Raw genomic sequence first — 14,217 nt, 5'->3', positions numbered from 1 at the left:
TCGTTCATTTGGGCCGCCCGCGCCACCCTGTATTTGACCATCGCGATATTCGCGGTATGCGCAATGTCGAGCGCATGCTGCCGCCGCGTTGTGAAGCGGTTGCGCGCGCAACCGATTGCGCGGGTTGAATGGTGGGCGCGAGGTGTGATCACAGGGTGGCTGTCACGACGGCTCGGCTCGGAGTGCGTCGCATGATGCGCGGCGGGACCGGCCCGATCGTGCGCACGCCGTTCGCGGCGCGTGCGCTGCGGTTCGCCGTGCTGAATGGCGTCGTGGCGCTGGTGCTGGCCGCGCTGGCAGGCGGCCTGGCCGCCAGCGTGCCGGCGGCGGCCGCCGCGATGTGCCCGTCGTGCTTCGGTTTTGTCGAAACGGCGCCCGCGTTGTATCTCGAACGGAGCGCCACGGCCGCGGATGCCACTCGGGCCCGCGCCGTGGTCGAGGCCGGGCGTCAGCGGGTGCGCGCGTTCTGGGGTGACACGACGGCCGCGCCGCGCGTGCTGGTGTGCGTGATGCCTGTTTTCAACGGATGGGCGGTGGGGCACACCGCGCGCTGTCGTTGTACGACCGCGTGGTGGTGCTGTCGCCGCGCGCGACCGATCCGCAGAGCGTCGCGCATCCGTTCGCGGCAGCCGAATTCGAACATCGGCTCGGCCCGTTCGCGCTGGCCGAGGGTCGTGCGCCAGCCTGGCTTGGCAACAGCCTCGCGAGCATCTCGGCCGGTAAGCCGGACGATGCGGCGCGCTGCGCGCGCGACACCGCGGCGGCGTTGCCGGGCGGCTTGCTCGAATGGGGCCGGCGCATGCTGACGGGGCGCGGCTTGCCGGCGACGCCGGCTTGCGGCACGCCGCCTGCGCGGCTCGACGCGAACCACATGAATTCCGGGCAGGCGGGGATGGCCTGGCTTGATGAAGCGGCAGGCAGCAGGACCCATGCGATGCCAGGGTGGGGCCTGCGTCGCCGCAATGGGTAATAGAGTTGAGTAGCGGGTTGAGTAACGGGTTCGGCGCGAGCCGGGCGACGCCGGGTGCCACGGTCGTCGTCTGCGAAAACGGGCTGCCGAGTCACGGGCAATACGCAGGTTCGACGTGCAACGCCGGAGGGGATGAAGCCGCTTCGTCCGGTGATGCGCGTACCGTTTTCGCACGGTGTCCGGTTGGGTTTCGAGAGCCAATACGATTGCGCGGCAATAGGCACGGCGGCGGGGCAACGCGCTGCACGCCGTGACGGGATGCGAGGCGCGCCAGCCGGCATGCCATGCAACCCGACGACAACATTCCGCCATGGCCAAAGGCGGCGTGTCGCGCAATCGTTCGCGCCCGATCGGGGGCCGTTTTCCCGCATCGACTCGGATGTCGGGGCAGGACGCATGAAAAAAAGCGAGCCACTATCTTGCGATAGTGGGTTGAGACCTGTTTGATCGTTATAAACCGTCGCAGCGTGCATCGATTCCTCACAGCCTCATGCCAAGACGCGCGAGAACGACGGTGTTCTACGAGGAAGCTGTCATGTCGAATTACCACGAGTTGCTCGAGAAACTGAACGAGCTGACCCGCCAGGCCGGAGAAGCCCGGGAAGCCGAGCTCAAGACCGTGATTCTGGATATCCGGCGCGCCATCGCCGAATACGGGTTGACCGAGCGCGATCTGTTTCCGCCGCGCCTGGGCCGCCCGCGCAAGGAGGATCAGAAGCCGAAGCCCCGTTATCGCGACCCGGAAACGGGCGCAACCTGGACCGGCCGCGGCCGCGTGCCGGGCTGGATCGCCGGACAGGATCGCGACCGCTTCCTGATCGCCTGATCGACGGGGCGGCAAGCGCCGCCCATGACGACGATCCCGGGCCGAAACGGCCAGTGCCAGCTGCCGACGGCCCCGGGGCGCGCAAGATACATGATCGATCGCATGGACGTCGGGAATTCGACGGCGCCCACGACGACGTCATCCGCGAATCGGCTCGATTGCAACGGTGCGGTAGCGTACCGATTTATTTTTTTCTGCAAAGCAAACGTTTGCTAGTTGAGATTTTGGGATTGTGGCCGCGTTTTTTGGGGGATTTCGAGGAAAGGTGCGGTTCGTGGCGGGCAACTGGCGAAGTGGCCGCGGCGGTATCGTGGCGGGTAGGTATCCGCGCCGCCTGACGGCGCTCGATGTGTAATCGATCAGATGGCATTGGGAAAGGAATTTGCATGAATCGCTTTCCACGGCCGAAATAAAAAGTAATGCAGGCGAGTACGCACGTCGATAACGCCAAGGCATACTGTCGCGCTTGAAATAAATTCCCCGATATCAAATCAAAAACAAGGTATTCATGCAGCCGATCAGATGTCTGATTTTCCTGCTGTGCGGCTTCGTCGCCACAGCCGCCATTGCTCAGGAAGCCGCGTCGCCGGTAGAGCAAATGCAAACGGCGCGGCAAGCGCTCGCCAACAATGCCCAAATCAATCTCCAGCAGTTCAGTCGCAATACGTTGTCCATCGCGACCGCCGCCAATGCACTCGATCGTTCGGGTGACGATCAGGCCGCGTTGGTGAAACTTCTGGAACTGGAGAAATACGCGCCGCTCGCGCAATATCCCGATTACGACACGCAGATCGTCTGCTTCAATATCTACCACAAGCTCGGCAGGATCATCGAAGCCACCGCATGCCGCCAGCGCGTGGATGCCCTCGCCGACATCCTGCTCAAGCGCTCCGGCAGTGGCGATACGCCCGACGATCCGGTGCGGGTGGTGCGGATCGGCGAGATGGGCGTCTGGGTGCGCCTGCATTCGGGCACGGTCAGCAACGTGAGCACGCTCGAATATCGGGGCGCGACGCTGCAGAAAGTGTCGTATGTCGCACAAGCCGGCGGCAGCCCGGCCATCGTTTATTTCACGACGAATCCGCGTGAAGCCCAGGAGATCAAGCAGGCGAATCCGGATATTTTCAAGCCGCTGCCGGTGACGGCCGATCAAGGCAAGTTTGCCGCCGCGTTGAAAGACGCGCATGAGCGGCGCATCACATTCCTGAACGATACGAGTTTCAATTATCTTGAATTGATTCGAGCCGTGCAGGACGACCAGAAGCAGGCGCTGCAATTGATACAGCAAGGCGACGCAACCGCCGCGCTCGCCAAACTTCGAGAGATCGAGAAAATCCGGCCGCTTCGCGATATTCCGATTTTCAGCCTGATGTCGGTCTACAGTTTTCTGCTCGGTAAATCCGGTGATATGCAGGCGCAAGACGAGATACGGCTGTATCTGTTCGGTATCGAGCAGGATATTGCGCATAGCGGCGACGGACTGACGCCGGATACGGCCGTGCATGTCGTGGCCATCAGCGAGGAAGTGAACTGGCTGCTCGCCAAGAAGCTGCGGGCAGGCCGCCAGTCGCTGGATACCGGGCCGGCCCGCAAGATCGATGCGATCGACACGGTGGATGCCGGCGGCCAGTCGCGTACCTATTACTTCGATGTGACTGAACTGTACAAGCGCTATCGGCCGGTCGCTGCGGCTCACTGACCGGATCGATTCCGGAATCGTTTGGCCCCGCTTCAGGCGGGGTTTTTTCATTGGCGCGGCACAATGATTTCCGATCGCACCGCGTGGAAACGCGCGCTTGCTTGCCATGCCCAGGAAAACCCGACGGCACACGCATTGCTCGCCGCCGAACGGCATCGTACCGAATCGGGTTTGCATGTCCGCCATGCCGTGACGCCTACGGCGACGCGGGCGAGCCGTTCACAGGCATCCGAATGACCGATTTCTCTGGCGATTCGGGCCATCGAGCGCGAATCGTTCGGAATCCGACGCGGTTTGGATACGACGCGACGTCTCCCGTGTTTTCCCTCCCTGCGCAAGCGGGCGCGAGCCGTTATAACGACCGAAGCGGCGTGCGACCGCCATAAAACGACCGGATGGAGGGGGAGATGCCGATGAAATGGCTGGCAGGGCTGCTGATCGTCTTGATCGGCACGGCGGTGGTGGCCGCGCGGAGTTCGGAATCCGATCCGGAGATAGTGCTCGCGGCGGGCTATGGCGCGACGATCGTGATCGGCCTGATCGTCGGCCGGTTGCTGTGGGCGCGTGCGGCGCGCAATCGCCGGTGAGGCCGCGCTGCGCGCCGGCTTCGGTGGGACTGCGGGCGGCGCTTACGGCCCGCTGCGTCCCGCCGCACCGGGCCGCGCCACGGCCCCGCGCACCTCGAACCCCACCTGATCGGCCGGCTTGCCGCTGGCATCGAGCAGTTCGAGCCGATGATGGCCCGGCCACGGCAGCCACGCGACGCGTTCGCCGCGCCCGATCGTGCGGCCGTCGAGCCGCCAGCTGCCGCGTCCGCTGTCGCCCGATACACGCTCGAACCAGACCCGCTGGTTGCGCGGCGGGATGTCGGGATCGAGCGCGAAGATCGTGCCGTCGGTCGGCGAGGCGATCGCCAGTGGCGCATGCGGGCCGGTGGCGCCCGCCGTGGCGGCCACGTTGCGAAGCGGGCCCGTACCGTCGCGGCGCGCGGCCGGTGCGGTCACCGAAGCCCGCGCCGGCGTCCCGCCCGCGCCGGCCGCCAGTTTGACCTCGGCCGTTTCGGTGCCGCGCAGGAACCACTCGTCGCGCGACGGCTCGATCGCGCGCTCGAACGCGACGCGCTCGCTTACCACGCCGGGCGGCGGCTTCGGCGCGACGCTGCCGCCGTCGCGATGCAGCCGCGCGACGATCGCCGCCCACACCGGCGCCGCGCCGGTCACGCCCGACACGTTCCACATCGGCGAGCCGTCGGCATTGCCGACCCACACGCCCACCGTGTAGCGCGACGTGTAGCCGACCGCCCAGTTGTCGCGCATGTCCTTGCTGGTGCCGGTCTTGACCGCCGAGAACACGTGCGTGGCGAGCGGGCTGTCGAAGCCGAACGTGCGGGTGCGCGCATTGTTGTCGGCCAGCATGTCGGTGACGATGAAGCTTGCGTCGGCGCTGAACACGCGCTTGGCCGGCGCCTGCGCGGCCACTTGCGCGGCGCTGCGCGGCAGATCGAACGCGGGCCGCGCCAGCCCGCCATTGGCGAGCGCACGGTAGGCATTGGCCAGCGTCAGCAGCGTGACGTCGGCGCTGCCGAGCGCGAGGCTGTAGCCGTAGTAGTCGCCCTGTTCCGTGAGCGGCAGGCCGAGCGCGGTCAGCGTGCGCGAGAAGCGGTGCGGCGTGACCAGCACCAGCGTGCGCACGGCCGGCACGTTCAGCGACGAGCCGAGCGCGCTGCGCACGCTGACCCAGCCCTTGAAATCGTGATCGTAGTTCTGCGGCACGTAGAGGCCGCCGCCGGCCGCCAAGTCGACGGGCGAATCGTCGAGCAGGGTGGCGCCCGTCAGGCGCCGCTCGTCGATGGCCTGCGCATAGAGGAACGGCTTCAGCGTCGAGCCGGCCTGGCGCAGCGCCAGCACCGAATCGACCTCCGGCGCGGCCGATAGCGCGCCCGACGAGCCGACCCAGGCCAGGATGTCGCCGCTGCGGTTGTCGATCACGATGGCTGCGCCATCCTGCACGTTGCGCGAGCGCGGCGCGGCGCTCAATTCGGTCAGCGCGTGCGTGAGTGCATCGCGGGCAAAGCGTTGCAGGCCGGCATCGAGCGTCGAGCGGATGCGCGCGCCGGGTTCCGGATGGGTTTCGGCCGCGATGCGGCGCGCGAAATGCGGCGCGAGCGCCTCGCCGCCGAGGAACGCCGAGGAGGGCGGCGCGGGGCGTGCGAACGCCAGTTGCACTAAGCCGTCGAGGCCCGTGCAGCCGGCCGCCGCCTGCATGTCATGGAGAATCCGGCAGGCACGCTCGGCGACCTTCGGATAGCTGGCGTTCGGCGCGCGGATCAGCGCAGCGGCCACGGCCGATTCGCGTTCGTCGAGGCCGGACGGCGCCTTGCCGAACAGCGTGACCGACAGCGCCGACAGCCCGACCGTCTCGCCGCGAAACGGCACCAGGTTCAGGTAGGCCTCCAGAATCTGATCCTTGCGCCAACTGCGTTCGAGCCACAGCGCATCGATCGCCTGGCCGGCCTTCTGCGGCAGCGAACGCTGGCCCGAGCGGCGCGAGCTGTCGCCGAGCAGCCCGGCCAGTTGCATGGTGACGGTGGAGGCGCCGCGCGTGCGCGAATTCCACAGATTGGCCCATGCGGCCCCGGCGATGCCGCGCCAGTCCACGCCGCTGTGGTCGTAGAAGCGTTTGTCTTCCGAGACGACGATCGCCGCGCGCAGCGCGGGCGACACGTCGGCCAGCGTGACCCAGTCGCCGCGCCGCTCGGCGCTGTCGATGCGGGTGCGCTGCAGCGGCGTGCCGTCGCGTGCGAGCAGCAGCCAGTCGGAGCTGCGGAAATCGCGGCGCACAGCGTCGTAGCCGGGCACGGCGTGGGCCGTGCCCGCGCCGCCGATCAGCGCGGCGGCAACGAGCACGTGCAGCACGCGCAGCCTGCGCCGCGCGCCGGGACGGCCCGCGCTCACGGCTGCTGCGCCGAGGCCGGCTTCACTACGATCGGCGCGTTCGGCGCCATGCCGTAGGCGGACGGCGCATACAACGCCTCGACGCGCGTCGGCGGCAAGCCGAAGCTGCCCACCGCGTTGAGCCGCATGGTGTATTCGATCGAGGTCTTGCCGGCCGGCAGGTAGCCGTAATAGGCGCGGTAGCCGTCCACGTCGCGCTCGACGAACGACGGCCATGCGCCATCGGACGACGCCTCGCCCTGTGTGGCGATCGCCGAATCGCGGCCCAGGCCCGAGCCCATGATGGTCGCGCCGGCGGGCACCGGATCGTTGACCACCACCCAGGTCATCGCGGCTTGCGCATCGACGTCGAGATGCACGCGCACCAGGTCGCCGCGCGTCAGCGCGCCCTTCACGGCCGGATCGACCGGCGTGACCGTCTTGGTGATCCGGTAGCCGGACACCACCGGCCGCTTGAGCGGCACGGCGGCGAGGCTCTGGATCGTCGCCCACGGTTTGCCGGTTCCGTCCTGCGTCAGCGACAGCGTGAGCGGCGCACGGCCGGCCGCTGCCGCCGGCCACGGCAGCAGCGCCGTGCGAGCCGGCGCGCTGCGCGTGGCGGCGGACGACTGCGTCACGTTCGACGGTGCCGTCAGTTTGGCCCCCGACGCCTGCACCGGCGCCGAGGCGGCCACGGCCGCTGCCGCGCCGCCCCAGCCGATTCGACGCTCCGCCTCGCCGAGCCGCAACTGCGTCTGGCCCGTCACCGGCGTGTTCTCGTAGGTCTTCGAGAAGCGTTCGACGGCCAGCTCGCCGAGCAGGTTCGAGGTGGTGGTCTGCCACGCGCCGTTGCGTTGCAGCGCGAGCAGGCCCGACACGATGCGCGGCATCTCGTCCTTCCATGCCGGATTGCCGTTGAAGGCCAGCGCGAGCCGCGCCGCGTTGCTGTCGTTGCCGGTCATCAGCCACCAGAGGTCGTCGTCGCGCGCGGTCGAGAACACCAGTTGCGTGCCTTGATACGACAGGCGCGCGCGCAACAGTTGCTCGACCTGGGCGCGCTTCTCGTCGCGCTGCGGAATGTCCGCCAGGCGCGACAGGATCGCGTAGTAGTCGAGCAGCGCGGAGGTCGGCCAGCGCTCGGGCGTGATGGCGATCGAGCCGAGCATGCGCGCCTGCGCGGCGTCGTGGCGCGACAGCGCCTCCAGCGCGGCGAGCTTGCGCAGGTCGCGATCCTCGCGCGGCGCCCAGGTGTCGCGCGTGATGCGGCCGTCCACGTAGCTGGCCAGCCCGGCTTCGAGCTGGGTGCGCAGCGCATCGGGCAGCGCGAAGCGCGGGTCGAGCTTGGCCGCCTCGTCGGTGGCGGACAGCAGGTAGGCCGTCAGCGTGGTGCTGCCGTTCTCGCCGCTGTCGGCCGACAGCGGGAAGTAGCCTGCCAGGCCGTCGCGGTCGAGATAGGCCGGCATCTGCGCGATCACGGCCTGCCACATCGCCGGATCATGCAGGCCGAGCGCGCGCGAGGTCTGCTGTTCGAGGCAGCGATACGGATACTGCTGGAACCAGCGCGTCACGCCGGGCAGGCCGTCGGCGAGCTTCGATTGCAGCGCGATCGAGATGCCGCCGCGTGGAATGCCGTTGCTGCCGGCGGCCGCATCGGCCGGGGCCGCAATCGGCAACGAGAAGCTGCCGTCGATCTGCGTCAGCGTGGCCTGCTGCACCGTGACCGGCACGGCGGGCACCACGCGCTGGGTGATCTTCAGCGCGTCGGCCGCGTGCGCGCCGCCTTGCTCGGCGGCGGCGATCGACCACGGCAGCGCACCGCCGGCATCGCCCGCGCCGTTCGGCACGGCCACCCGCCACGACACCTCGCGCGAGGCGCCGGCGGCCAGCTCCACGGTTTGCGCGGGCAGGTCGAGCCCCGGCGCGTTCGGCGTGACGACCACCTTCATCGCGCGCGAGGTGGTGTTGCGCAGCGTGAACGGCGCGACCAGTGCATCGCCTTCCCGCACCAGCGGCGGCAGGCCCGAGATCAATTGCAGATCCTGGGTGCTGCGCACGCTGGCGCGGCCGGTGCCGAAGCGGTCGGCGCCGACCGAGGCCACGGCGACGATCGTGAAGCGCGTCAGCGCATCGTTGAGCTTGACGTCGAGCTTGGCCTCGCCGTTCGCGTCGAGCGTCACGCGCGGGTTCCACAGCAGCAGCGTGTCGAACAGCTCGCGGGTGGGCGCGGTGCCGCCCCCGCCGCCGGCCGGCACGGCCTTGCGGCCGAAGTGGCGGCGCCCGACGATTTCCATCTGCGCGGTGGCGGTTTCCACGCCGTAGCCGCGCCGTTGCAGCATCGCGCCGAGCAGGTCCCAACTGGTGTTCGGCATCAGTTCGAGCAGCGCATCGTCCACCGCCGCCACGGCGATCTGCGTGCCGGCCGGCGCGGGCTTGCCGTCGGGCATGCGCACCGCCACCTTGACGTGCGCGGTGCCGCGCACCGGGTAGCTGGCCGCATCGGGCGTGACGGTCACGCCGAGCTGATGCGAGGCTGTGCCGACCTTGATCTCGGCCAGCCCGTAGCGGAACGCCGGCTTCGACAGATCGACGAGCGGGGTGGGCGGCACGTAATGGCGGCCCTCGTTCCAGAACGCATGCGCCCAGTCCACCGGCGTCTTCCAGCCCCACGTGAAGAACGAATACCAGGGCACCTCGCGCATCCGGCCGCGCAGCGCCAGCACCGACACGTAGACGTTCGGCCCCCAGGTCTTGTCCACCTTCAATTCGACGGTCGGATCGCGCCCGTTCAGTTGCACGACGTGCGTTTCCATCACGCCCGAGCGTTCGACAGCCACCAGCGCCGTGGCGAAGCGGAACGGCATGCGTACCTGGAAGCGCGCCGTTTCGCCCGGTTCGTACGACGGCTTTTCGGGGATCAGGTCGATCCGGTCGGTGTTGTTGCCGCCGAACCAGAGGTCGTCCTCGCGCACCACCCACACCGACGTGCTGCCGGTCGCGGCGCGGTCCGAGCCGTCCTTGACCACCGCCACCAGCGACACTTCGCCGGCATCCTTGAGCTTGGCGTCGCAGGCGAAGCGGCCCTTGTCGTCGGTCTTGCCGCTGCACAGCGCGCCGAGGTCGCGCGTTTCGCTGCGGTTGTCGTAGCTGTAGAAGCCGCCGACCATGCGCTTGCGCGACGAGGTCGTGATGCGCGCATAGCCGTGCACTTCCACCTGTGCGCCGGCATGCGGCTTGCCGTCCAGATCGACGGCCAGCGCGGTGACGGGCACCGAATCGCCTACCGCCACCCAGTGCCCGGCCTTGATGCCGGCCGCCAGCGCGGCGGGCCACAGCGTGGTGTCGTTGCGGATCGTCTGGATCTCGCCGTTCGGGTCGGCGAACGTCGCTTCGAGCGCCAGGCGCTTCGGCGCATCGACCTTCGGCAGCGATTTCAGCGTCAGTGAGCCCGCGCCGTTGCGGTCGAGCGTGACGGGCAGCTTGTCGGCCACCAGTTTCGGCGCATCGGGGTCGGGGCCGGAGCTGGCGGCGCTGCTGTCGTCGTTGTCGTCATCGTCGCTCGCGCCGGCGTCCGAGCCGGGCTGTTCTGGGCGATACGGGCTGAACGAGAAATCGGGGTAACGGTCGGCGAACGCCGGGGTGGCGGGGCGCACCAGCGCCGACACGCGCACCGGCAGGTTCGAGGCCGGGCCGCCCGACACGTAGTCGAGCTGCACCGTCACGGGGGCTTCGCTGGCGCCGACCAGCGGGCTGGTCTTGGCGTCGCGCACGGCCACCGTGCCCTTGAACACCGGCAGGCGGAACGCCTCGACGCGGAACGAGCCGGCGTCGTAGGCGATGTGCGAATAGTCCTGACCGTCACGGCCGGAAGCGGCCGGCTGGCCGCCCGCATCATCGGCGCCGCCGTAGTCGAGCGAGACGGTGTATTCGCCGAGCTTGGCGCCGGCCGGCAGCGTGATGCTCGAATCGGCCGTGTGATCGGCGGCCCACACGAGCGGCTGCTCGTAGGTGTCGCCGCTGCCTTCGTGGCGAATCGTCACGCGGTTCGGGTAGCGCTTCGGGAAGCCGAGCGTGTCGAGCATCTCGGTGCGCAGGTAGTGCTTCATCGACACCGTTTCGCCGGCCCGCACCAGCATCCGGTCGAACACGGTGTGCGCGACCACGTTCGGGCGCGCAGAGCGATCGGTCGGCACGTCGAAGCGCCACGATTCGATGCCGCGGTTCCAGTCGTCGGTGACGAACGCCATGTCCGGGCCGGTTGCGGGGTCGTTGACGCGCGCCGACACGAACGTGTTGCGGAAGCCGCTTTCGTAGTTGCACGAATGCAGTTCGGCGAGCGGGCCGTCGATCTTGAGCAGGCCTTGCGCGTCGGTGCGGCCCGAGGCGAGCGCTTCGCCGTTGCAATCCGACACGCGGATCTCCGCGTTAGGCACCGGCTTGCCCTTGTCGAGCGTGGTGACCCACACGAGGCTGTTGTCGCGGCCGCGCTTGAAATGCACGCCGAGGTTCGTGACCAGCACGGTGGTGCGCACGTACATCGCGCCGGGCTTGGCCATCAGCGAACGGCCGAGCGCCGGCGAGGCCAGTTCGAGCACGTAGAAGCCGGGCTTCGGGATCGGCACGCCGACCACCTCGAACGGGCGCAGCGTGGCCGGATCGGCCTTCGGCAGCGTCAGGCGCTGGAGCTGCGGCTCGCCGGCCAGCAGCGACAGCGAGCGCACGTCGACGATCCGCTGCTTGCCGACCGGCGGCTTCTCGCCTTCGGCCGGCGGCACGAACACCGGGTGTTTGGCGTGTTCGAACAGGCCGGGGCGCAGCTTGTCGAGGCTGCCGACCGACATGCCGATCGTGTCGAGCTGGTCGACCGTGCGCATCCAGTCGCGGATCGCGTTGTCGTCTTCCACGCGGATGTTGGCGAACTCGGCCTGGCCGGCGTTGAGGCCGGCGATCTTCAGGTCGGCTTCGACGTTGCGCAGCGTGACGGGCACCAGCGCCGGCGAATCGGGCTCGGCGTAGCGCTCGATGATGCCGAACGTCGACGACGAGAACTTCGCGAGCGGCGGCATGGCCGCGGTGCGTGTTTTCAGCGGGAACAGGTCGGCGTTGGCGAGACGGCGGCCGCTATCGTCGGTCAGGCCGTCGGGCAGCGTGACCGTGAGGTTGGCGTTGTCGGGCAGCGGCGCGGCGAATTCGACGGCGCGCGTGTCGCCGGCCTTGTCGTCGGGCTTGAAGGTCGGGGCGATCGCGTCATCCGGGCCTTGAAGGCGCAGCTTCTCGGCGTTGGCGCGCGTGATCGGCGCGTTGAATTCGATGCGAACCGGGCGCAGCGGCGTGCAGGCCGCCTTGGCGTTTTCGCGCTCGCAACTGAAGTTGGCCGCGAACGGCTCGCGCACGCGGAAATCGAAGCGCTTCTCGGTGCCGTTGGCCACGCCGTTCGGGCCTTTCACGCCGGCGCCGAACACCAGCTGCATCGGCTGGCCGGGCGGCAGGGTTTGCGCGCAACCGAGCGTCAGCACGCGGGCGGCATCCTTCTTCCAGTGGAAGTGGTCGAGCAGTTGCGCGCGCGTGTCGGCGTCGGCGAGCGTGACCGGGATGCGGTTGCCGATGCCGGTGGCTTCGCACCAGACGTTGTCGCGCACGGAGGCGTCGGTCGCCGCGCCGGTCAGCTTCAGCACGAACTGCTGGCCTTCCTCGATCTCGGTGCGGCCGGGGCGGATCTCGGACGGGTAGGGACCGCTGGTCTGGAACGTGAAGCGGCGCGGGCCGGTCACGTCGTGGCCGGCGCTCGAGCGGAGCTTGTCGTCCAGCGTCACGGTACAGCGCACCGATGCGGGCAGATCCTGCGCGAACTGCGCGAGCCAGGTGCGATCGTCGTTCCACACCGCGTCGTATTTCGAGTTGGCCGGATCGTCGCAAGTGACTTGCGCCGGGGCCGGCAGCGATGGCGAACCGAACGCCACCATCGGTTCATCGAACTTGATCACCACCTGACGGACATCGGGCGTCGAGCCTTGCGGCGATACGCTGACGATTTTCGCCGCGTCCGCCGGCCAGCCAAAACCGGCACCGAGCCCCGCTGCGAGCGCCAGGGCGGCACTCCAATACACGATTTTTTTAGATGTGTTCTGCTTCATCGCTGACCCGCCCTCGGAAGGCATGCTTTTCGGAATGCCTGCGATTCTAACCGACCCCTTTCAAGTGCCAGGTCATAATTTTTGTCGCATTAGCACGATTGCGTTGCACCGAAAAGCCCTGTGGCGCACGCCCGACAAACCGGCGATCGGTACGGTTTATCCAGTAGACCGTAACAATCCTTCGCCTATAAAGAGATTGTCCTGCCCGCCTCAAGCGCGTACATTTCCGGTCCGCGCGGCCCGGTGAGGCCGGAAAACCGGCTGCCCGGCGCGTGGATGTGAAACCGGCGGCCGTCGGTTCGCGAGTGGGCGACGCATCGCGGCAGTGCGCGGTGCAGGGATCGAACCGGTCGTCGACAACAAGAACACCGCACTTGCCCGCCCGAACGGCGGCCGCAGCGTGCGCCCGGAACACGTTCCGGCTGGCCGCGCGTGCCAGGCGCGACAAGCGCCGCACGGGCCGCCGGAAGTGCCAATCAATCTGAGAGACAAACAGGCTGGGGATATGACACTTCGAAAGACCTCCATCGCGGCGCTGATCGTCGCCATGCCGGCTGCCGCGTTCGCGCAGTCGAGCGTCACGCTCTACGGCCGGATCGACGGCGGCGTGGAGTACCTGAACCACATCGCGAACCCGTCGGGCACGGGCAGCAGCACGCGCTGGAGCGCCGAGGGCGGCGACTGGGGCACCAGCATGTTCGGCCTGAAGGGCACGGAAGATCTGGGCGGCGGCACCTCGACGATCTTCGATCTCGAAACCGCATTCCAGGTCATGAACGGCACCACCGGCGGCGGGCGGATGTTCTCGCGGCGCGCCTATGTGGGCTTGAAGAACAACGAATGGGGCACGCTGCAGGCCGGTCGCAACCTGTTCATCGACAGCGACGGTGTGTGGGAATTCGATCCGTTCGTGCAGCAGGCGTTTTCGTCGGCATCGCTGGTGCGCGGCCGCAACTGGCAGCAGACCAGCAACAACATCGAGTATCACAGCCCGGTGTGGAACGGCTTCGACGTGCAGGGGCAATACGCGTTCGGCAACCAGACCAGCTTCAACACCGGCCCGGCCAACGATTTCGGCCGCTCGGAAGGCATCATGCTGTCGTATCACTCGGCGCTGTTCGACGTGCGCGGCATCTATGACGAGCTGCGCAACAACAACGGCAAGATGGACAACATCTTCACGGCGTCGCGCGAGTATTTCGTCGGCACCAACGTCTACGTGCAGAAGTTCAAGATCCAGGCCGCCTACACGCATTACTCGGCGCCGGACACGCCGCAAGGCCTGGCCGACCGCGCCGATCACATCTGGCTCGGCGCGACCTACTCGGCCACGCCCGCCTGGGCCGTGACGGGCGGCGGCTATTACGTTCGGGTGGGCAGCGGCAACGGCGACGCCACGCACGATCCGTCGGGCCACGCGATCATGTACGTGCTCGGCACCACCTACAACCTGTCGAAGCGCACGTTCCTGTACGGAACGGTGGCCTACATGCGCAACGGCGGGAATTCGAACTTCGGCCTGATCGCCTCGACGCGCGATTCCACCTCGACCAACCCGTTGACGGGCGAATCGCAGACGGGCGCCTACGTCGGGATCATGCACAACTTCTGAGGCAAGGCCGGAAAAAGGAAGCGGCCGGTTCGCACCGGCCGTGAAT

At 68.1% G+C, this 14,217-nt stretch carries 7 protein-coding genes; 5 read left to right on the top strand and 2 right to left on the bottom strand.

What is annotated here, in order from left to right; genetic code table 11:
* Nucleotides 1–502: 502 nt before the first annotated feature.
* The 4 genes from AB4850_RS08160 (at nt 503) to AB4850_RS08145 (ending at nt 4,082) form a co-directional block, all read left to right on the top strand.
* Nucleotides 503–970, top strand: a complete 468-nt coding sequence (locus AB4850_RS08160; RefSeq protein ID WP_414439316.1) for a hypothetical protein — start codon at nt 503–505, stop codon at nt 968–970.
* A gap of 535 nt (nt 971–1,505) precedes the next feature.
* The gene (locus AB4850_RS08155; RefSeq protein ID WP_414439315.1) at nt 1,506–1,796 is read left to right on the top strand and encodes an H-NS histone family protein; all 291 of its coding nucleotides are present in this window, start codon (nt 1,506–1,508) and stop codon (nt 1,794–1,796) included.
* 508 nt (nt 1,797–2,304) lie between these two features.
* Entirely contained in the window at nt 2,305–3,495 is a 1,191-nt protein-coding gene (locus AB4850_RS08150) for a hypothetical protein (RefSeq protein WP_414439314.1), read from the top strand.
* 413 nt (nt 3,496–3,908) lie between these two features.
* Nucleotides 3,909–4,082, top strand: a complete 174-nt coding sequence (locus AB4850_RS08145) for a hypothetical protein (RefSeq protein ID WP_414439313.1) — start codon at nt 3,909–3,911, stop codon at nt 4,080–4,082.
* A gap of 42 nt (nt 4,083–4,124) precedes the next feature.
* Here AB4850_RS08145 and pbpC read toward each other — a convergent pair whose 3' ends face one another.
* Nucleotides 4,125–6,449, bottom strand: coding sequence for a penicillin-binding protein 1C (gene pbpC, locus AB4850_RS08140; protein ID WP_414439312.1), 2,325 nt, complete (start codon nt 6,447–6,449; stop codon nt 4,125–4,127).
* Nucleotides 6,446–12,559 (bottom strand): MG2 domain-containing protein, encoded by a 6,114-nt coding sequence (locus AB4850_RS08135; RefSeq protein WP_414439311.1) that lies wholly within the window; start codon nt 12,557–12,559, stop codon nt 6,446–6,448. Before AB4850_RS08135 ends, pbpC begins: the two co-directional genes overlap by 4 nt.
* A 505-nt stretch (nt 12,560–13,064) precedes the next feature.
* Here AB4850_RS08135 and AB4850_RS08130 point away from each other — a divergent pair.
* On the top strand, nt 13,065–14,171 hold the full coding sequence (locus AB4850_RS08130) for a porin (RefSeq protein WP_414439310.1): 1,107 nt from the start codon (nt 13,065–13,067) through the stop codon (nt 14,169–14,171).
* The last annotated feature ends 46 nt before the right edge of the window (nt 14,172–14,217 follow it).

The sequence above is a fragment of the Burkholderia sp. 22PA0106 genome (assembly GCF_047497155.1).
Lineage (GTDB): Bacteria > Pseudomonadota > Gammaproteobacteria > Burkholderiales > Burkholderiaceae > Burkholderia.
This window is presented reverse-complemented; position numbering and strand designations above follow the sequence as displayed.